20 protein-coding genes are annotated in these 21545 nt (G+C 46.5%); 17 read left to right on the top strand and 3 right to left on the bottom strand.

Annotation, left to right across the window (positions count from 1 at the left end; translation table 11 throughout):
• The first annotated feature begins 84 nt into the window (after positions 1 to 84).
• Complete coding sequence (locus WJM45_RS10155; RefSeq protein ID WP_341328815.1) at positions 85 to 1011, top strand: AAA family ATPase; 927 nt, start codon at positions 85 to 87, stop codon at positions 1009 to 1011.
• A 16-nt stretch (positions 1012 to 1027) separates the two neighbouring features.
• Here WJM45_RS10155 and WJM45_RS10150 read toward each other — a convergent pair whose 3' ends face one another.
• A complete protein-coding gene (locus WJM45_RS10150; protein WP_341328814.1) occupies positions 1028 to 2758 on the bottom strand; it encodes a hypothetical protein in 1731 nt (576 codons plus the stop codon).
• A 129-nt stretch (positions 2759 to 2887) separates the two neighbouring features.
• On the opposite strand from WJM45_RS10150, the gene WJM45_RS10145 reads away from it, so the two are divergent.
• The 6 genes from WJM45_RS10145 to ubiD all read left to right on the top strand — a co-directional run bounded on the left by WJM45_RS10145 (position 2888) and on the right by ubiD (position 10252).
• Entirely contained in the window at positions 2888 to 4168 is a 1281-nt protein-coding gene (locus WJM45_RS10145; RefSeq protein ID WP_341328813.1) for an HDOD domain-containing protein, read from the top strand.
• 190 nt (positions 4169 to 4358) lie between these two features.
• Entirely contained in the window at positions 4359 to 4826 is a 468-nt protein-coding gene (locus WJM45_RS10140; RefSeq protein WP_341328812.1) for a hypothetical protein, read from the top strand.
• 71 nt (positions 4827 to 4897) lie between these two features.
• On the top strand, positions 4898 to 5362 hold the full coding sequence (locus WJM45_RS10135) for an HDOD domain-containing protein (RefSeq protein ID WP_341328811.1): 465 nt from the start codon (positions 4898 to 4900) through the stop codon (positions 5360 to 5362).
• A 3-nt stretch (positions 5363 to 5365) separates the two neighbouring features.
• A complete protein-coding gene (locus WJM45_RS10130; protein WP_341328810.1) occupies positions 5366 to 6739 on the top strand; it encodes an HDOD domain-containing protein in 1374 nt (457 codons plus the stop codon).
• A 16-nt stretch (positions 6740 to 6755) separates the two neighbouring features.
• Positions 6756 to 8795: an oligopeptidase A gene (prlC, locus tag WJM45_RS10125; RefSeq protein ID WP_341328809.1), complete on the top strand. Its 2040-nt coding sequence runs from the start codon at positions 6756 to 6758 to the stop codon at positions 8793 to 8795.
• Positions 8792 to 10252, top strand: coding sequence for a 4-hydroxy-3-polyprenylbenzoate decarboxylase (ubiD, locus tag WJM45_RS10120; protein WP_341328808.1), 1461 nt, complete (start codon positions 8792 to 8794; stop codon positions 10250 to 10252). The genes prlC and ubiD overlap by 4 nt, the downstream gene beginning before the upstream one ends.
• 175 nt (positions 10253 to 10427) lie before the next feature.
• Here the strand turns inward: ubiD and WJM45_RS10115 are convergent, their stop codons facing one another.
• Both WJM45_RS10115 and WJM45_RS10110 read right to left on the bottom strand, forming a co-directional pair.
• On the bottom strand, positions 10428 to 10868 hold the full coding sequence (locus WJM45_RS10115; protein ID WP_341328807.1) for a dirigent protein: 441 nt from the start codon (positions 10866 to 10868) through the stop codon (positions 10428 to 10430).
• Positions 10869 to 11405 (bottom strand): CIA30 family protein, encoded by a 537-nt coding sequence (locus WJM45_RS10110; protein WP_341328806.1) that lies wholly within the window; start codon positions 11403 to 11405, stop codon positions 10869 to 10871.
• A gap of 873 nt (positions 11406 to 12278) precedes the next feature.
• Here WJM45_RS10110 and WJM45_RS10105 point away from each other — a divergent pair.
• The 10 genes from WJM45_RS10105 (at position 12279) to WJM45_RS10060 (ending at position 21419) form a co-directional block, all read left to right on the top strand.
• Positions 12279 to 13343, top strand: a complete 1065-nt coding sequence (locus WJM45_RS10105; protein ID WP_341328805.1) for a site-specific integrase — start codon at positions 12279 to 12281, stop codon at positions 13341 to 13343.
• Positions 13343 to 13816: a hypothetical protein gene (locus WJM45_RS10100; protein WP_341328804.1), complete on the top strand. Its 474-nt coding sequence runs from the start codon at positions 13343 to 13345 to the stop codon at positions 13814 to 13816. Before WJM45_RS10105 ends, WJM45_RS10100 begins: the two co-directional genes overlap by 1 nt.
• A gap of 143 nt (positions 13817 to 13959) precedes the next feature.
• Entirely contained in the window at positions 13960 to 14184 is a 225-nt protein-coding gene (locus WJM45_RS10095) for a hypothetical protein (protein WP_341328803.1), read from the top strand.
• The gene (locus WJM45_RS10090) at positions 14181 to 14570 is read left to right on the top strand and encodes a hypothetical protein (RefSeq protein ID WP_341328802.1); all 390 of its coding nucleotides are present in this window, start codon (positions 14181 to 14183) and stop codon (positions 14568 to 14570) included. The genes WJM45_RS10095 and WJM45_RS10090 overlap by 4 nt, the downstream gene beginning before the upstream one ends.
• Entirely contained in the window at positions 14571 to 16688 is a 2118-nt protein-coding gene (locus WJM45_RS10085) for an AAA family ATPase (RefSeq protein WP_341328801.1), read from the top strand.
• A 323-nt stretch (positions 16689 to 17011) separates the two neighbouring features.
• Entirely contained in the window at positions 17012 to 17563 is a 552-nt protein-coding gene (locus tag WJM45_RS10080) for a hypothetical protein (RefSeq protein ID WP_341328800.1), read from the top strand.
• A gap of 90 nt (positions 17564 to 17653) precedes the next feature.
• Positions 17654 to 18190, top strand: coding sequence for a helix-turn-helix transcriptional regulator (locus WJM45_RS10075; RefSeq protein WP_341328799.1), 537 nt, complete (start codon positions 17654 to 17656; stop codon positions 18188 to 18190).
• 4 nt (positions 18191 to 18194) lie between these two features.
• Complete coding sequence (locus WJM45_RS10070; RefSeq protein ID WP_341328798.1) at positions 18195 to 18962, top strand: hypothetical protein; 768 nt, start codon at positions 18195 to 18197, stop codon at positions 18960 to 18962.
• A gap of 10 nt (positions 18963 to 18972) precedes the next feature.
• On the top strand, positions 18973 to 20826 hold the full coding sequence (locus WJM45_RS10065; protein WP_341328797.1) for a glycoside hydrolase family 19 protein: 1854 nt from the start codon (positions 18973 to 18975) through the stop codon (positions 20824 to 20826).
• A 35-nt stretch (positions 20827 to 20861) separates the two neighbouring features.
• Positions 20862 to 21419: a hypothetical protein gene (locus WJM45_RS10060; protein ID WP_341328796.1), complete on the top strand. Its 558-nt coding sequence runs from the start codon at positions 20862 to 20864 to the stop codon at positions 21417 to 21419.
• The last annotated feature ends 126 nt before the right edge of the window (positions 21420 to 21545 follow it).

Raw genomic sequence — 21545 nt, 5'->3', positions numbered from 1 at the left:
ATTTAAGTATTCTATATTTTTAACGTTACTTAAGTTTTGCTGAATCTAATACCGCAATCAATTCAGCTTGAATGAGAAATCTAAATGTACACAAAATTCTTCGGTCTTAAAAAAAAGCCATTCTCATTGATTCCCGACCCGGAATTCTTATACCTAAGTTCGAAGCATCGAAAAGCTTTAAGCACCTTGCAGTACGGCTTGATGAGTCACGCCGGCTTTACTGTAATAACCGGTGAAATCGGTTCCGGTAAAACCACACTGATTCGAAGCATGTTAAATAAAATCAAGGATCAGTGCACCGTCGGCGTTATTACCAATACTCATAGTGCTTTCGGTGATTTGTTGACCTGGGTGTTAGCTGCGTTCGACATTAGTCACGAAACAAAATCCAAAGCAGAGCGCTACCAATTATTCGTCAAATTCATTAGTGAACAAGCCCGCAAAAAGCGGCGCGTCGTGCTGATTGTCGACGAAGCTCAGAACATGGAAATTGAAACACTGGAAGAGCTTAGACTACTTTCCAATATTAATGTCCAGCAAGAAATTATGCTCCAGTTGATTTTGATCGGTCAACCTGAGCTCGTGGATAAACTCAACGAACCACAGTTGATTCAGTTCGCTCAGCGTATTTCGATCGAGTACCACCTGACTCCCCTTAATTTTGAAGAAACCGAACTTTACATTGACCATCGCTTGCAAACCGCCGGCAGCCAAACCAAAATATTCAACCAATCGGCTTGCGCGGCCATTTTCTATTACAGCGCCGGCGTCCCGCGCCTAATCAACAATATATGCGACTTAGCAATGGTTTTTGCATTCGCCAACGATACTAAGGAGATTGGCTGGAAAACGATTGTCGAGGTTATCAACGAAAGAAAAACGGGCGGAATTAAGCGATTCAGAGGAAAGCATTGCCCGGAACCCGACTTAATGCAGAAAGTAGCGGAAGCGGAAAAATTACGCCGGGCAATTCTCGAAAAAACCGGAGTCGATATTTCAAAATGCCATTAAGCGCCCGACCGCTTTATTAATTAGAACTCTCATTAATAGCCACTAATTCAATATGCTGTAACGCGGCTGTGACATGCAAAAGCTTTCCGATACGATACAGCGCTCTTTGATTTCCGCGATGAACTTCAATCGTCTGCCCCGGTTTTAAGTAATGCGTGCCTAAAATAATACTCTCCGGCTGATGCAAAATCGAATCGGCGGGGACATAAATCGCCATCTGTCCTTGTTGCTTATTAATGCCAAGCAAAATGATCCAAACCAATTCAGAACGCATTCCCATCAGTTCAATCCCCAAAATCAAACCCTCGTCTTCAAGTCGACTGATTCTTCGGATCTGACCGATTTCCAATTCGTTAAACCCTGGCTGTTGAACTGCGAACAGCTCGCCAACTTTGATCCTTTGGTCTTCCGAATTCCAAACCAAGGCATAGCCTTTAATACTGCTATTCAAGATCAAAAAATCGCCGAACGGAATCTTATTGAGTAGTTCAACAGGTTCAGGCTGAGACCAGATTTTATTTCCACTTGAAGCCAGAGCGCCGAGTTTATGGATTTTAGCTGCTTTCGGATCGATAGCCGAATGTCGGTTTTTTTTCTGGTTTAGGCTATAAGCAATTTCATCGCCCTCCGGAACCAAGTCTAAATCCGGTACTTGCCAGCTTCCTGCAATTCTGGGGTCATGCGCAGACTTCACCTTAATCGTTTCATTGTCGACTCCCTGTATTTTTGCGAGCATACTGACGATCGACTTAAAACCAATGTAGCCCCTTGCATTTTCTGTCGATACGATTCGGGTGTATTTTCTGGTGCGCTTTTTGGTCAATACTTCCGCCACTCTGAAAAGCAGGTCCTTGTCGATAAAGCGAAAATCCGTTTTTTTATCTTTTCTTTTTTGAGCGGCAGTAATGAGAAAATTAACGATCGGCAGTGTGGCAATATAACGGGTATTGTTTTGTGTTTCTGTTAGGGAAGGCAAACTTTTGCTCGGCGCTTCATCGACATCCAAGTTTAGCTGAAAAACACCTTGCATTGCTTCAGGTGCCACCTCGCTAGTTAAGCTGATGGCATCAACACACTCTTCTAACAGATTGAAAAGCGTATTCATTTCACGAACTCTAAAACAATCGGTATCACAGCACGAAAAAATAAGCATTTGCTTAAAGACGCTTGCGATCGTTTTATGCTTAACATGACTCATATTCACTGGAATATTTAAAAGCTCAAGCATCTCCGCTCTTATGTAATTCCGGTAACAATTTAACCAAAAGCCTTTTTGAACGCTAGCATAGACTTGACTTATATGCAGTAAAACTTGACTCGCGGCATACATTGCCGAAAATAATATTTGTGCTTGCTCCTGCTTGCTCCAATTGGTATCTATCGATTCGAGCTGATAACTCAAATCAGTAAAATTCATCGTCAATTGCGTGTAAACCCATACTAAAATTTCGACATTCGAAGTTTCTTCTTCAGATAAGGGAAAGCCGCTATCCAAATATAAGCTTTCAAGCCTTTCGGCCACTTTATTCACCAGCGGAATTGCTTGAAGAAGACATGTAAAGCGAAATCGAGGACTGATATCCATGCCATTCATGGCATGGAAAGCCGACGCCAGTTGACGACAAATTTCGTAACCATTTTCAGAAGACAGTAACTCCAGCCATTTCGCAAAAGATTGTTCGTCTGGAGCAAATGGTATTGCTTCGTATGTTAAGTTGGATTGCAATCTGAATTTAAGTTTATTCATGTTGTCCTTAATCATCGGTAAGTGTCATTAAGCGAACGCAGTTTCTGCTATACTCGAATGCAGTTTAGACTATCAGTCGAATCGGTATTCCAATTTTTATTTTTGGCAATTGTTTTTTACGGAATCAGCATGTCTTTATTGAATTTTTTTTTCAAGGATAACAAACAAGGTTCCGCCTGCAGCATCAACCCTGACCCGATAACGGTTGAAACGCTAAAAACGTTGATTCCCATTCGCAGTTTAAATGAAGAAATGCTGGAGTCTTTCGCAACTGATCGATACTCTGAGGTTTTCCCCGCCAACACTATTTTGTTCAATCAAGGCGAACAAAACGACTCCGCTTACTTTTTATTGAAGGGTACAGTCATTATTTCCGACAGCGCCGGGAAAAATTATGAAGTCGAAGCTAATACCGCACGCGCTAAATTCCCCCTCTGCAGCGGTATCAAACACGCCTTGAACGTTATCGCAAAAACCGACGTAAGTCTATTGAGGGTTTCGCATAAAATCATGTGCGCGCTGCCGCCCTCTTCCCATCACCCCGCTCCGCTTAACATTCCGAAAGAATTAACCGATAATCGTTTATTGCAAGCTTTTTCACAGTATTACCTAGAAGAAGAAATGGACGTTCCGTCGCTGCCGGATATTGCTTTTAAACTGCGCAAAGCCATTCAAGCCGATATTGGCGTGGCCGAAGCCGTTAGGATAATCCAGTTGGATCCGGTTATTGCGGCAAAATTAATTCAAGTTGCAAACTGCCCTTTATATTTAACCACCATTCCGGCTAAAACATGTTTCGAAGCAGTCAATAGAATCGGTTTAAAGGCAACCCAAAATTTAGTGATTTCTCTCAGTCTCAAACAAATATTTCATTCCCAGAATCTGCTGATCAAAAAAATACTGGATAGGGTTTGGAGGCAAAGCATCTACATCTCCTGTATTTGTTATGTTTTAGCTAGCGAAACCAAAAAAGTTAATCCGGAAGAGGCATTACTCGGGGGCTTGGTTTGCGATATAGGGATTGTCCCTTTTTTAAATTTTGCCGCGAACCTACCAGAGGATTACTACAAGGAAGAGTCGCTTGAGCGTGTCATCCCCTTCATAAGAGGCCCCGTCAGCGCCTATATCTTACGAGAATGGGAGTTTCCCATAGAACTTTACGAAATACCATTATATGCCGATGATTGGTACCAACATCGCGGCAACCGGATTTCCCTGATCGATATCGTCGTATTATCGCGGTTACACAGTAAAATCGGTACATCTGAAATGGCTAATTTACCGGAAATAACCTCCATACCGGCGGCAAGCAAACTAGACTTCATCCAACTCTCGCCGGAAAACTCGTTACATATTTTTCATGACGCACAAACTAAAATTAACGAAGCCAGGCGAACTTTTTCAATATAGAATTTCGCGAAAAATAACTTCCCGGAGTTATGAGATTTGTCTAGGGTTCGGTAACTCGCCTGGCAGGAGACTGTGAACCCAGCACCTAAATTCCATAGCCCATTAACTATGGTTAACACTATCTTGGAAAATTTAGATGCTGGGTGAATACCTCCGTGTAGACTTGTCGGCGGCTTTCTGACGCCCACACATGCCAATCGAGCAACCGACCCCTCCCAAAATAGAGAAGTTATTTATTATCAAATCTATAGATATTATGTTGCTGAATCTATTTAAAAAACCTATTTCAAAGCCCATGCAAGCCCACAAAAAGGAACAAACGATAACGGTTGAAAGACGGTTTTTAGGAACCAAGCAATCTAGCAATAACATTAAACCGGTTAACATTTCGGTTAAATTTCTTAAACGGCTGATGCCTTTAGGGCAACTGTTAATCGAAGAAGAGATACGGGCTTTAAAAATCCGCACCGAAAACTTCGCCCCAGGGGCGGCCCTTTTCATTCGAGGTACCGAGGTCGATTCACTCGTTTATTTGTGCAAAGGTACGGTATATTTAGAGATGGCCAATGGCATAGGACGAGAAATTAACGAAGCCACTCCAAAAGCATTGTTTCCATTATCGAGCGGGTATTTTTTACCAGTTTACCGCCATCGCTAAATCGAATGTTACGCTAATCTATATTCCAAAAACCGCATTACTACTTAACCGTAACCCGATTAACTCGTTATATGACCCACTTCTTGCCTCGTCAAACCACCCCGGAAGAAGCATTGCTAGCCGGGCTTCTGCATAATATCGGAACTCTAACCCTATTAATGTTTGCCGACCAATTACCGGAAAACACTTTCACAGTCAGCGACATTGATCAATGCATCAAATCATTGCAAGGTCAAATTGGCACGATCATCCTGGAAAGATGGGAGTTTCCTGATAATCTCAAAACAGTTCCGGTAAAAGTAAGCAACTGGTTCGATCATTCCGGCGTGACTTTACAACTAAGCGATATTGTTTTGCTCGCTAAATTCCATTTCTTATTTACGCAACAGGAGCAAAGGGTTGAACTACCGTTAATCAATACTTTGCCGGCATTTCAGAAGTTGGACGCTCAATTATTGACTCCGGAACAATTATTGCAGATACTGCACGACGCGAAGCAGCAAATCTGCGAAACAACGAAGTTTTTCATGGCTTGACGTATGTTCAATTGGTTTTATCATTTAATCGATCACTTTACGTCCAAGTCTCCCAAGGCTAAAAACGATCAACAAGAAAATGTTGATGATCGTCCCACTAGCGCTGATCCTATTTTAGCAGGCGATAAACCTTTCAAGACAAGCCGCATAAAACAGCCAGTCGAAATACTAAAACAATTCGTGCCGATAAGAAATCTTGACGATGCGGCAATCGAGCTTTTGCAGCAACGGACAAACTGTTATCGAGCCGGCGCTACGATTTTCGTGCGGGGTCAAAGCAATAATGACAAAGTGCTTTATTTGCACAAAGGAACACTCGAATTGACTCCGGACTGCGAAAGCATCTATCAAATAAGTACCAACTCGCCATTGTCTCATTTGCCGCTTAACAGCGGAAAAACCAATGGGGCGACGGCAATCGCCAAAACCGATGTTAAAATCATCGAAATCTCGGCAGAGCTCATTAAACTGTGGACCGAACAAAGTAAAACGAATGCAACACAATTAGAATTGATCGATATCGACCTGCCTAAACAGATCGAAGATAACGGTTTTTTTGCCGACTTTTCCCGGATTTACCGCGAAAATAAACTAACTTTACCGTCTTTACCCGCAGTCGCTCTAAAACTCAAACAAGCGATGGAGTTCGAGATTGATGTACGCGAAGCCGCCAAAATCATTCAAATTGACCCGCCGATCGCCACCAAGCTGGTCCAGATCGCCAACAGCCCTCTTTACTCTCCAATTTCTCCGGTAACCAATTGCCAGGAAGCGGTTACACGTCTTGGCTTAAACGCCACGCGTCAGCTAGTGATGGGCATCGGGCTCAAACAAATGTTTCGATGTCAAAACAAACACTTACTTGGCGCCATGCAATCGCTTTGGAAAAACAGCCTTTACATTTCGAGCCTCAGCTTTATATTGGCTCAGGAAAGCGGTCAAGTTAATCCCGAAGACGCATTATTAGCGGGATTAATCAGCGATATCGGCATCATCCCTTTGCTTCATTTTGCCGAACAACACCCTGAGCATTATAAAAATCGCTCCGATCTTGACGAAGCGATCCCGGTTTTAAGAGCCCCAATCGGCAAATTAGTCTTGCATACCCTCGGCTTTTCCGAAGAACTCGAGCAAATTCCGCATCACGCCGAAGACTGGTATTATGACAGCGGCGATAAACTGACGCTGACCGACATTGTCATATTGGCTAAATTACACAGCTATATCGGTATCCAACATGATATAGAGCTACCCTATATCAATTCGATACCTGCATACACCAAATTAAACAACGGCAAATTGACGCCGGACTTTTCACTGCATATCCTGCACAAAGCGCAGCAGCGTATCGATGCAGCAATGCATATTCTTTCTTGATTGATATCCAAAACACATGAACAACCCATTACTAACCGATAACACTCTGCCTCATTTTTCCGAAATCAAACCTGAACATGTCGTACCCGCAATCGAAAAATTACTAGCCGACGCGCGAGCGACGGTCGACCGGCATATCACAGCAAGCGACCAATACAGTTGGGAAAACCTGATCGAGCCGATCGAAAACGCCGAAGACAAACTCAACAAGGCCTGGTCTCCAGTCAGCCATATGAATTCGGTGGTCAACAGCGAACCGCTTCGCGAAGCCTATAATGCCTGCTTACCGATGCTCAGCGATTATTCGACCGAGATGGGGCAAAACGAAGCCTTGTTTAAAGCCTACCAAGCCATTGCACAAAGCGAGGAATTTCAAAGTCACGACAAGGCCCAGAAAAAAATCGTCGCCAATGCCTTGCGCGATTTCAAACTGTCCGGCATCGACCTGGAGCCGGCCAAGAAACAACGTTACAAAGAAATTAGTCAAGAACTGTCGAAGCTGACTTCCCGCTTCGAAGAAAATCTGATGGATGCGACCAATGCCTGGAGCAAACTAATCACCGATAGCGACGACCTAGCCGGCCTACCGAAATCGGCATTGGCGCAAGCCAAACAAACCGCCGAGGCCAATCAACAAAGCGGCTGGATGATTACACTGCAATTTCCGTCATTCCAGGCCGTGATGACCTATGCCGACAGCCGTGCGCTGCGCCGCGAACATTACGAAGCCTTCGTCACGCGTGCATCCGAGCTTGGGCCGCACGCTGGACGCTGGGACAATAGCCAAATCATGGAACAAATTCTGGCGCTGCGACATGAAAAAGCGCGCCTATTAGGCTATGACAATTACGCCGAATTATCACTGACAACCAAAATGGCCGACAGCCCCGACCAGGTGATCGGCTTTCTCGAAGACTTGGCCGATAAATCCTGGCGCCAAGCGCGCAAAGATTTATACGAATTGCGCGAATTCGCCGCGAAACACTACGGAATAAAAGACTTACAACCTTGGGACATCGGTTATTACTCGGAAAAAATGCGTCAGCATTTTTATCAACTTTCACAAGAAGAAGTGAAAACCTATTTTCCGATCGACCGAGTCTTGCCCGGCCTGTTTGCAATCGTCGAAAAACTCTACGGGCTCGACATCAGCGAAATCGATAAATTCGATAGTTGGCACGAAGACGTCCGTTTCTATCAGATTCTCGATCGCAACGGACAGCTTCGCGGCCAATTCTATATTGATCTCTATGCCCGCCCGAAAAAACGCGGCGGCGCCTGGATGGATGTCTGCGTCAGCCGCAAGAAATATCAAGATGAAGTCCAAACGCCGGTCGCGTATCTGACCTGTAACTTCACGCCGCCGACCGGCGACGATCCGGCCTTGTTGACCCATGACGAAGTCACAACGCTGTTTCACGAATTCGGGCACGGCCTGCATCACATGCTGACCCAGGTCGACCATCTCGGAGTTTCGGGCATCAGCGGGGTCGAATGGGACGCGGTCGAGTTGCCGAGTCAGTTCATGGAAAACTGGTGTTGGGAAAAAGAAGCGCTGGAATTGATCTCAGGCCATTATCAAACCGGTGAAAAACTGCCGGACAGCCTGTTCGATAAAATGCTCGCCGCGAAAAATTTTCAATCCGGCATGATGATGGTCCGGCAACTCGAATTCAGTCTATTCGACTTGAGAATTCACAAAGAATACGATCCGGTCAAGGGCGGGCGCATTTACGAAATTCTCGAACAAGTCAGAAAACAAGTCGCCGTGGTTACGCCGCCGCCGTTTAACCGTTTTGCGCACAGTTTTTCGCATATCTTCGCCGGAGGCTATGCGGCAGGCTATTACAGTTACAAATGGGCCGAAGTGCTATCCAGCGATGCCTTTTCGATGTTCGAAGAGCATGGCATCTTCAATGAAACGATCGGTCATGCCTTTTTGACCAACATTCTCGAGCAAGGCGGCAGCGACGATGCAATGGAATTGTTCATCCAATTTCGCGGACGAAAACCCGAAATCGACGCGCTGCTCAGACACAACGGAATCGCTGCATGAAGTATCACGACCTGCGTGATTTCATTGCGCAACTGGAAAAACAAGGCGAATTGAAGCGAATTCAATACCCGGCCGACCCGGTGCTCGAAATCACCGAAATATGTAATCGCACCTTACAACAAGAAGGTCCTGCCCTGCTCTTCGAAAAACCCAAAGGTCATTCGATACCCCTGCTCGGCAACCTATTCGGCACGCCGCACCGAGTCGCGATGGGCATGGGCGCCGATTCAGTCGAGTCCCTGCGCGAAATCGGCAAACTCTTGGCTTATTTAAAAGAACCTGAACCGCCGAAGGGTTTTCGCGATGCACTCGACAAAATTCCGGTATTCAAACAAGTATTGAACATGGCGCCGAAAATCGTTAAATCGCCGCCCTGCCAGGAAGTCGTGCTCGAAGGCGATGAAATCGACTTAGGCAACTATCCGATACAAACTTGCTGGCCCGAGGATGCCGCACCATTAATCACTTGGGCATTGGTGATAACCAAAGGCCCTTATAAGGAACGTCAGAACCTGGGCATTTACCGGCAACAAGTCATCGCAAAGAACAAAGTCATCATGCGCTGGCTAGCGCATCGCGGCGGCGCTTTGGACTTCAAGGAATGGCAAGAGGCCCATCCCGGCGAGCCGTTTCCGGTTACGGTCGCGCTCGGCGCGGATCCCGCAACGATACTAGGCGCGGTCACACCGATACCGGATAGCCTGTCCGAATACGCCTTCGCCGGATTACTGCGCGGCAGCAAAACCGAACTGGCAGACTGCTTATGCAATAACTTGCAGGTGCCGGCCAGCGCCGAAATCGTTTTGGAAGGTTTCATTTATCCTAACGAAACCGCGCCCGAAGGTCCTTACGGCGATCATACCGGCTATTACAACGAAGTCGACGAATTTCCGGTGTTTACGATCGAAAAAATTACCCAGCGCCGGGATCCGATTTACCACAGCACCTACACCGGCAAACCGCCCGATGAACCAGCCGTGCTGGGCGTGGCATTAAACGAAGTTTTCGTGCCGATTCTGCAAAAACAATTCCCTGAAATCGTTGATTTCTACCTGCCGCCCGAAGGTTGTTCATATCGTCTAGCCGTGATCAGTATAAAGAAACAATACCCCGGCCACGCTAAACGCGTCATGCTTGGACTTTGGTCGTTCCTGCGCCAGTTCATGTACACAAAATTCGTCATCGTCGTCGACGAGGACGTCAATCCGCGCGAATGGAAAGATGTCATCTGGGCGATGACCACGCGTATGGACCCCACTCGAGATTTCACGCTGCTCGACAACACGCCGATCGATTATCTCGATTTTGCCTCGCCGGTATCAGGCTTAGGCTCGAAAGCCGGCTTTGACGCGACTAACAAATGGCCCGGCGAGACCGACCGCGAATGGGGGCGACCGATCGTAATGTCCAAGGAAATTATTCAGAAAGTAGATAATATTTGGGAGGATTTGTTTTAACAACCTTCCTACAGGACGGGTTATTTAACCCGTCCCCAACGTTTCGGATTGGCCTAAGGGGTTTCGGCTTGCTTCGGCCATGGTTGAAATGTTTCGGCCTACAGGGAAGTATGCTCATCGAAAAAAAAAATTTCAAGCTTGCACCACTACAAAATCCGAGCAGCGCAATTGGCTGTTATTGAACCCAATAGTGCAAAATTTGAGTAAAAGTCCCGTCTCCATTGTTAACAGACTCCATTTGCCCGCTGATGCCCGAATATTGGCCTGTACCGCCGACAATCGTTATTTCTGACGTTCCTTTATCAAATTCACGCCCAGCCACCTGAATACTGCCGTTTTCCAAGGTCAAGGTCCATTGGCATTGGAAGCTGTGACCTACTCTTGTGCGTATGCACATGCCACTATTGTTACCGATCCGTGAGCCTTGTACATCGAGTAACGGCTGATCGAATGTCAGAATATCCCCTTCGGAATCACCTGGTACACCAATGTCAACGAAGTTAGCCTTATGCGCTCTAGCATACGCGATGGTTATGATCGATTGAGGCGCGACATGTGTGCAGGCAGTGATACCAAAGAGGCTGGCAATAAAAATACGACTCAAAGAGTCAGGCACCTAATTATCCTCACTATAAAAGCGTAGAGAACCGAGACATAAATCGACCCTAAAATCTCGGCCAATAGCGACCAACCCGATACGTTTCAGATTACGTTGAAGAAATTTCTGTGATGTTTTATAGGCATCAAGATTAGCAAAAGGAATACGAACGATTTGCCAATCGTCGGTCGTATGGAATTCGGCACGATAGGATTGCCAGGGGAACCAAAGGTCCGAAGTGCGAAAATGAATATTGTAGTCCTCATTATTACCGGCTACTTCGAAGACAATACCGTCAAAAGCCGATGCATCGAAGTTGTCTTCATCAGACAAAGACAAAGCCATTTGCACAAAGCCACCATTTTGTTCGGTTGAAACATCGCCCTGCATACGTAGGCAATCTCTTCCTTTGTGAGTATCTAATTTTATAATTCCCTTGGAAACTCCACCCATGACCTGATCGCTGACCAGTCGCCACTCCATGCCAAGGTTGGATTTCAAATTACCACTGCTACGATCATCGATTACAAATTCACCTGCCAGCATTGTTTTCATGACTCCAAGGCTTATTAGTAGGAACAGTCTAGCGCTGAGTTTTCTAAAATCCATCCTATTTTCCAAACATTGCTCCTAAAAAGTGCAGATGAGTGTTTTTTTACTATGAAAGTTCGTAGATTAGGACTCTTTATCCCATTTTTCGATATGAAAAACAATTCCGATTCCGACGAGGGTGCGGTTACTCGACTGAGAAGCGATAACAGATTCATCTTATGATCGAATCAGTTTGATCACATGAAAGTGCCGCTAGTAAAGGACGGGCATGAAATAAGTTACGCAACTGACAGAACTTTTTGTTCGTATTCAAGACACGCACATAGGCGAATCACATAGACTGTGTAATGAAGAAGACGGACAAATGAGCGCGTCAGAAATTTGAAAAAGAGTCGTGCGAAGTACGATAGTCACGAGCTATGCTCATTTAACAATCTAGCTTCCAGCGGAACATGAAAACGGCTCAATGGAATCGTTGCAAAATTGCTTGCAACTGATAGGGTAACGAAATTAAAAATTCGCTAACTTATTGATTTATTGGTGGCGATGGGTGGACTTGAACCACCGACCCCGGGGTTATGAATCGCAGAAACAGCACAAACTACAACAAACCGCAACAAGTTAAAACAGATAAATCAATCACTTATAAAATGTTAGTTGTTGCTAATAATTGCCGTTTTTTGTCCTTTTTTGACAGTAAGTGCGACAAAATTGCGACAAGGATTTATAATGCAAGCCTAGAAATAAAGCGGCCTTGGCAGGTGTTACCAGCACCAAGCCAAGGCCTCACCCTTAACTTTAACGAAACGGGTTAAAGCAAATGGCTATGTTCATCATATCAAATAAGTCGGTTGCTACCCATATTAAGGAGCAGCTATGGCTACCATTAAAGAAAGAATAGGTAAAGACGGTAAGCCCAAATATACCGCAGAAATAAGGCTTAAAGGTCACCCACGCGAAACCGCCACATTTGCCCGGCTAACGGATTGCAAGAAATGGATAGCATCAACTGAGTCGGCAATTAGGGAGAACCGGTACTTTCCGGCAGCAGCAGCAAAAAAAAACACACTGACCGATGCAATTACCCGGTATCTGTGCAGCGTTACCCAGACCAAGCATTTTAAAGAGCATCAGTCCGTACATTTGAAGCGATGGGCAGATGAATTGGGTTATTTGCCATTGTCCGAAGTTACCCCCGGAAAAATAACCGAGGTTAAGGATAAATTGTTAAACGAAATTACTGCAAAGGGAACGAAGCGCAGTCCAGCAACAGTTAATAGATATTTATCAAGCTTAAGCCCGGTATTGACTTCGGCAGCCAATGAGTGGGGCTGGCTGGATGATTCTCCGATGCGAAAAGTGAAAAAAGGCAAAGAATCAAGGGGAAGGGTTAGATTTTTAGACGATGTCGAAAGGAAGCGATTGCTTGACGCTTGCCAGGTGAATGACTGGCTTTATTTGGCGGTTATTGTGTCGCTAAGTACTGGGATGCGAAAAGGCGAATTGATGGGCTTGCAATGGCAGGACGTGAATTTAAAAGAAGGCTTTATCATTCTGCACGAAACCAAAAACGGCGAGCGGCGGCGCGTACCGATTACCGGCCTAGCCCTGGAATTATTGCGGGGACACTCGAAAGTTAGACGTTTAGATAGTCAATTGTTGTTCCCCGGCGTGGTCTCACCAAATAAGCCGTTTGATTTGCGTAAAGCGTGGCAAGCAGCTTTAAAACGGGCCGAAATTGAGGACTTTAGGTGGCATGACTTGAGGCATTGCACCGCGTCTTATCTTGTCATGAACGGCGCTTCATTGGCCGAAATTGCCGAAATTCTGGGGCATAAAACGCTTGCGATGGTTAAGCGATATTCTCACTTGTCGGACGGCCACGTATCAGGCGTTGTAGCCAGTATGAACGATAAGATTTTTGGAAATGGGAGTGTGTGATGGATTACCTAAGGAATTATTTAAATGAAATGGAGCGTGAGGCAAAGGCGAATAGGGAACGGGACGAACGGCTTAGCGATTTACAACAAAAAGAACTGGAGGCCTACAAGGAGGATATAGCCACCAAGGAGCAGGGCTTTTTGATTGATGCGGGGGAGTTGAGTGGTTTTAAAGATAGAACGAAGGAAGAAACCCCCGTTAGCCTGGCTAATGAAATAACCAGAGAAAACCAGCTTCACGCGCTTATTTGGCGCGTTTATCAGTCGCTTTGTGGCGAGGGGAAAAAAGCAACTGCTCACGATATTTGGAAAGAGGTCAAGAGCAACGGGCGCAAGCACGATGAAGGCGAAATTCTTAACGAAGTAACGAACGATGAAATTTTATGGACTTCGACATATGGGAACGAGCAGCGATTTAAAAGAAGGAGCTTGGATTCTCTGCTCACGCGACTGAAAAAAAACCCACCTTTTTAACAAAAATTTGCGGGTAAGTTTGCGGCTAAGAAAAAAATTTGCAATGCAAACTTAGCCGCAAATCGACTTTGATTTAATCGCCTCAAGCCACGAATGACAACAATTCGCGGCAATTCATAAACATTAATTGAATGAGGCACCAGATGACCGCAAACAACACCCAAACCACCGCTAAAACGCGTCTAATCCCTGTTCCATCATGGAACGCCCATCATGACTGGCCCCCTGAGGGAGGCTTGCGTCACCTTATTTTTAACTCAAAAACAAATGGCTTCGATACTGCTTTTAAGCGTGTTGGCCGCCGCGTCCTGGTCGATGAGGCCGAGTTTTTTGAATGTGTGGCGCGCCAAAACGGGGGTGTAAAATGATTTTTTCCCTGGTCGTTCGCGAATATAAACGCCATATCACCCGAGCCGATTATTCAGCCAAACCGACTTTGGGCACCGAAAACGTGTTATTCCCAAAAGTTGGCAGCCTTCAATCCCGCAGCCTTGCGAGGCTTTTGAAAGGTCAAACGCTGACTCATCGATGCTTTGATAGTGCGTCCCGGTCATATCGCCTAAGTGGGTATATCGAAAAATTGAGGGACAAAGGTTGGCCTATCGTCAATCACGACGAACGAGCTAAAACGCTAGACGTTACAGGTCGATACGCAACCTTTACGCGCTACGAACTTTACGCCAATTTTTCGCCCGAATTGACGGAAAAGATTAAAGCGTTCTGCTTGGCGGTCGAAAAGTTCGAGGAAAAGTAAATGCTTAATATCAACCAGTTGCCCACGGCAGCAGGGTTGTATTTTGTTCCCATCCCGCCGATTGGCGGGAAGCCGACAAAAGCCCCCCGCGCCAAAGGGTGGAACTTACCCCAAAGCGCGCAAAATCCCGGCGGTTACTCTCAAGAGCCTAACACAAGCGGTAATTTGGGGCTTTATCACGGTGCGTCTAACACGCTTGCGTTGGATGTTGATGACTTAGCCGAAGCCGAGCGGGTTTTTGATGAAACGACCGGAATCGACCTTGAAGATTGGTTAAACGACTTTGAGCGACTTGAAATCAGAAGCCCGAAGGCAAACCGGGGAAAGTTACTTTTCAAGTTGCCCGAAGGCTTTAAAAACGCTCGGTTACAGCAACTCAGAGGCCCCAACGGCGTTATTTTTGAGTTGAGGTGCGGTAATTGCCAGGATGTTGTCTTTGGTCAACACCCTGACGGCGGCTCATATGAGCTTATCGGCAACCTGGCAAAAATACCCGAAGCACCAGCGGTTTTGCTCGATATGCTGCGACATTGGGATGAATGGAAGCCTTGCTTTAATACAGCTTTAGGCGAGTCAGAGCCTCCGAGAATCGCACATACAAAGTCACAAGAAGGCGAGCAGTTACCCGGCAGACGTGACCCTATCCGCGAATTTAACCAGTCTGTAAGTGTGTCAGAAATCCTGACTCGCAACGGATACAAGCCCAAAGGCCGCGATAGATTTATCAGGCCGGGGAGCGAATCCAAAGCACCGGGCGCGGTTATCATGCGGAACTGTTCAGACGGAATAGAGCGCGTTTATTCGCACGGCGGCGATATTTTGAACGACAGCTTTGCTCACGATGCCTTTGACTGTTACCGACTGCTCGAATGTGGCGGAGACTTTAACAAAGCACTGTCTTGGAGTCCTGAAATTAGCCGACATAACCAGCGACTTTTTGCCCAGGAGCGCGCCAAAAACGCGCCACCGCCACCGCAAAGCCACGATGAAGGCAAGCAGCAAGCCGAGCCGCGAACTAAGCCCGAATGGCAGCCGTTCCCGATTGTTCCGGCAAACGAACTAACCGCCAAGCCTATAAAAATAGATTGGCTTTTGAACGGGTTAATCGAACGGGCAAGCCTTAATTTGCTGTTTGGCGAACCGGGCGCGGGGAAGTCGTTGTTTGCTTTGGATTGGGCCTTTTGCATGGCGGCGGGGTTAGAGTGGCACGACCACAAAACAAAGCCGGTTGACGTTATTGTCGTGGCGGGTGAAGGTTTCTCGGGCATGGCGAGGCGATTGAAGGCGTTAGAGTCAAAATATCAGATGAAATCGCCTGAACGGCTTTTTATCAGCCAACGACCGGCAAACCTGATTGACGGCGTAAATGCACAATGGGTAGCCGACACCATCAAGGCCACTTGCCAGAATCCGGGCCTAGTCATTGTGGACACGCTACACAGGAACATGGATGGCGACGAAAACTCTAGCCAAGATATAGGCCGATTTGTTGCCAACCTGGACGGCTTTTTCAAGCCATTAGGCGCGGCGACTTTGGTCGTCCACCATTCAGGCCACGGCGACAAGCAGCGAAGCCGGGGCAGTTCGTCAATCCGTGCAGCAATGGACGCTGAATTTTCAGCCACCAAGGACGATGCGAGCATTACGCTCTCATGTCGCAAATCGAAGGACTTTGAAGCCTTCAAACCTATGCAGTTCAAGTTAAAGCCGGTTGAGCTTGATTGGCTGGACGATGAGGGCGAGCCGATGACAAGCGTTTGCTTGGCGCATGACGGCGAAGCCAAAACCACGACCCAAAAACGGCGATTATCGGCGCGGGATGATGCCATTCTAAGCAGTCTAAGTGAGGCAATCGCTCAACATGGAGTCACGCCCAGTGGCGAAATTCAATCCAAATTTGCACCGCCAAACGGGCAAAAATGGGCCGAACAAAAAGTTGTCAATATCAGCCACTGGCGGGAATTTGCATATAGATGTATGGCCGTCGATGAAAAGCCCGGGGAGGAAAAGCTAGACACCAAAAAGAAAGCCTTTCAACGATGCCGGAACAAATTATTTGACAACAAATTCACCATCGAGTTTGGCGATTATGCATGGAGAATATTCGAAGTTAAATAAGAATGAATCTCAAACAGCGGGACAAAAACACCCAAAATGGCTGATTTTTTCAAAATGTCCCGACAAGGCAAGCGGGACAACATTAAAAACACCGCTAAGGCTAGGTATATCAAGGCCTGAAAGGTAGCGGGACAAGCGGGACAAAACGGGACAATGTCCCGGGGTGTCCCGGGACGGGACGGGACACACTCCTTAAGGAGTGTCCCGACTGTCCCGACACTGTCCCGACCCCACATTAGCCTAGTTAATTTTTAACCAAGCTAAATAGTAGGAAACCATTAAACGGACTTTCAATTTTTTAAATCAAACCAAGAGTAATTAATATGAAAACTTTGAATTTATCACACACACAATTTCTCGCTTCACAACACGCAAAAGCCAGACTTGAAAAAGTCATTGCCGCGCTGGATGAAGCTTGCGAACACTTGGACGGCGAACCTTTCGTTTTAGCCGATGACCTAATCAGTTACCTAAAGGACGACTTGGACGACCATCTTAAAATAATCGAACAAGGAGAAGCGCGTTATTCCGAGAGGCCTGAAAAGTTAATTTCAAAGGCGTTGGGAATTTTTCACGGAATCCCCGGCGAAATAAACTTAATTCGCTCGTCGATTAACCATAAGAAGCGATTATACGAGGACAAACTGCAAGACCTTCTCAAAAAAGGTTTTACACAAGCCGAAATCGACAAAATCATCGCGCCACTAGGCCAAGCCGAAATCGACGAGGCCAATGCGGAGATTGAACGCCTCAAATCCGAGTCTTGCGATTTGCTAAATTTCGCGAGTGACGTTTTCTGGAACCTTGACCGATTGAAAAGCACCCGCCTAGCCGCCGAGGCGTTAGCGATTGAAACCAAAGCCGAAGCGGCATAATCACACCAAGCCGGGGCTTAGTCCCCGGCACTTGAGGCCGATATGCTAAACCAAACCGAACAAGATTTAATCAAGATATTTGGGCAACAAATGCGCGAAGCCAGAGAGATAGCCGGATACCGTCAAAATAAGGCAGCGAAACTCATAGGTATCGAAACCCAAGAACTCAACAAAATTGAGTGGTCGATTGACGTTGATGCCATAAATTTAAGTTTGGTCGTCAAAGCGGCAGGAATTTATGAGGTTTCGATTGATTTTTTGCTTGGCACTTCGCCCGAGGGCGATTGGGAGCGCGACCCAAACACTCAAATGCTCCGCGATTGGGGGCGGCAATCGACACTTTTTCAATTGCGACAGCTAGCCAAGATGGCAATACAAGTAAGTAATCAACAAAATCAACTTGAAGCCACAAAACAAGCGGTTTCAAGGATATTTGATGAGCATGGGGAGCTATCACATAGCATTAGTCGTTTCGTCGAACTAAACCAGCAATTTGACGACCTACCAGGCGGCGCGGCGGTTGTTTATCACTCCCATAAGTTGAATGAAATCACCCAACAAGCTTGGTTAAAACTTAGGCGTGTCAAGGTCTTAAAGGCCGCACCAAAAACAGAAACAGAGGTATAAAAAAATGTCCACATACAACGAAATAAAAAAAACATTGACCAGTGAATGGGGAGACAGTCCCGATACTGGCTTAAACAAACATTTAATCGCTACATTTTACGAGGTAGACCGTAAGGGCAATCGATTAACCGGCGATGACGATATTGTGGTCAAAGCTCCGCTGCTTGACTCGAATATCGAGGCGGCGTTTAACTGGCAAAGCCCGTTCGAAAACGTTGGTCAAGATGCTCTAGGTAGCTTTCAAAAGCTTGCCCAAAGCGGCGAGCTGGTTGATATCGCGCGAATGGTCAAAAACCTAAACGAACCGATAGGCGGCGCGCTTGAAGGCGTGGCTGAGTCACTTAGCGGCAAAACCGTAATTACAAAACTCAATTCCACTCAAATTTTCAACGGTTCGCCGCCGTTAAAAATCACGGCAACGTTGCTCTTTCGTGCGTGGGCTGACCCCGTAAGCGAAGTCGAAGAACCATTCGCGCAGCTGATGAGATGGGCGCACCCGCGAAAGCTTGCAGCGGACGGCAGCGCCCTCGTTCGACTTGTCAAAGAAGGCGTTACCGAGTCTACATTTTTTCCATCCCATGAGCCGGTAACGCTTGCCATGAACTATAAAAACCGTACATACAAGCCGCTGGTTATTGAATCAATCAGCATTCCAAGCAATAGCCCCATTGATAAAAACGGCCATTTCACCGAACTCAGTATTCCGGTAACGCTTGCGACGATTGCAAGCATCGACCGAAACGATTGGACTAAATTTTCAACAAATAACTAAAGGCTAACTTATGCTACCACATGACTCCGAAGGCTTTTTAATAGGCGAAACAATAACCGATATCAAGCGCACCCGGCGCATTATGGACCAGATTAAATCCGATATCGGCGCAATCAAGGCGGCGGTTGTTTCGCCAAGAAACCGTAGTTCGTCGATTCCCATAAAATCAAATATTATCAACCAAAACAAGTCGGTTTCACGCGATAACAGGCATACCGGCGCAGTTGTATTACCCGGTAATCAGTCGTCTACAGCACCCAAAAACCGCGATGCAAGAGGCCGTTTTATTTCATCTTCTGTAACAGATATTGTTGAGCCTGGACAGGGCGCAAACAGAAACAAAAAAGGCAGATTTACATCGTCAACATCGACCGGCAAGGATGAACGAAACACAACCCGACTGTTTGGAAACTTTGCCGACAGAATAGCAAAATCCTTTGCAGAAGCCGAAACCGGGCTTGCGGATGTAGACCCAAATGTTAAAGCGGCTCAGGAGATTGCACAGCCGCTATCAAAAGGCTATCAGGCTATTTTCGGCGGCGAGTCGGACAAAAAGAAATTCCATTGGTTTTCACGGATATTCAGGGAACTGAAACTAAGCCGCGAAGAAAGCACGGTACACGCTAAAGCACAGAAGAAAGTCCTCGATGATATCGAAGAAAAGACCGGGGGCAGTGCGGCAGGTGGCGGCGGTAGCTTTTTTCCAACGTTCGGCGGCAGCTTTCTTGGCTCAAGTTTCACTAAAATAATTCGTCCAGTGCTTGGGACCATCTTCTCCCCGATTGGCTTGGCTATTGCCGCAGGAGCAACCGCAGCATGGGGGCTTTTCACCGAAACAGGCAAGAAGTTTTTCAGTGACCTAGGCAATAAGATTGCCGGATACGCAAAGGAAGCATGGCAAGCGTTCAAAGATTTTTTACCCAAAAGCATTTCGGATTCGATTGACAAGGTGACCGGTTGGGTTGGCGATGCCGGGCAAAAGGCAATGGATACGCTGGAAGGTATCAAAAAAGATTCGCCCAAAACAATGGAGTTCTTGGATAAGGCGCAAAAATGGCTTGGCGGTAAAGTTGACCAGTTCAAAAAGTCCAGTCCTAAAACATTCGGGACCGACAAGCAAAACAAAAAGATAATGCTCAATGAGCTGGACAAGCAAGGCATTCACGGAACCGAACGCGCAATGTTAATGGCACAGCTAGACCACGAAACACAAGGCTTCACCAGAACAGAGGAAAACCTGAATTATTCAGCCAGACGATTACGCCAGGTCAGCAAAAAGGCGCGGTCTATGTCGTCACAGGAGTTAAATGATGCAGTTGCGCGTGGGGATGAGGGCGTGGCGGAAGTGCTTTACGGCGGTCGAAAAGACCTAGGCAATACGCAACCGGGAGACGGATATAAATACCGTGGACGCGGCTTTGTTCAATTAACCGGACGGTCAAACTACGAGCGAATAGGCAAATTAATAAACCAAGACCTTGTAAATAACCCTGACCTAGCCGCCGTTCCTGAAATTGCAGCAAAGGCGGCTTTTGCTTATTACAAAACCAACCCAAAATTACAAAAAGCCTCAAAATCAGGCGATGTAGTTGCGGCAAGAAGGGCGTTAAACGGCGGATTAAACGGTATTGATGACGTTCGACGCCTTAACGATTATTACTCAACAATCCAAAATTCAGCGATACCGGAGGTTAAAGTTCCGTCCATGCCTGCCTTGCCTGTAATACAAGATAGCCCCGGCGTACTGCACCCGTCTAAGTCTAAGGATGACCGGCAACCTTTTGTTTCGTTGCCAATTGACGTAGGCCAGGACTTAAGTGACCGTAAAATCGGACTGATTGCGACAGGTGGACTTAACCTATAAGCGACTTATGAAGCACCTATAAAGGAAACTAAGATATGAAAACTCAAAAACGGCCACCGCACAGGCCAAAAAAATATGACCCGAGTATGAATGATGATGCTTACCGGCTTGCCCTGCTGGGGCTGACCGACGAGGAGATAGGCAAGTTTTTCGGAGCAAGTCGAGCAAGCATAACCCGGTACAAACGAGACTACCCCGACTTTGCTAAAGCCGTTGAGGCGGGCAAGCTTGAGGCGGATTCGCGCGTTTCTGAATCGCTTTACAAAAGGGCGGTCGGTTGCAAGGTCCTTGAGGTCAAAACAAAGACGATTATCGATGAGGATGGCAACGAACAGATGGTCGAAACAGTCAAGACCGAAAGCGAATTACCGCCCGATGTGACCGCCTGTACTCGTTGGCTGGTTAATCGAAGGCCCAAAAACTGGCGTCAAAGGGTCGATGTTCCGCTTGAGGTCAACGTGCAAAAAATCGACTGGGAAGCGTTGCGCGAAATAACCAAGCAAGCGGTCGAGCAGGCCGAAAAACACCACCGAGAGGTTATCCAAGGCCGATATGAGCGACTGGGCCTATCAAAGGACTATAAAATCGACTAACACCAACAAAACTCCATTGTTTCACCAAACGAAACAGCACCTATATCAATATCCGTGCCGCTCCCTAAGCCTTATCAATCTTGGCTTGGGGAGAGTTGGCACGAAATCATGCTAGAGAATCGATTG

This window comes from Methylotuvimicrobium sp. KM2 (genome assembly GCF_038051925.1).
Taxonomy (GTDB): Bacteria; Pseudomonadota; Gammaproteobacteria; order Methylococcales; family Methylomonadaceae; genus Methylotuvimicrobium.
The sequence above is the reverse complement of the archived record's forward strand: the minus strand, read 5'-3'. Positions and strand labels throughout refer to the sequence as shown.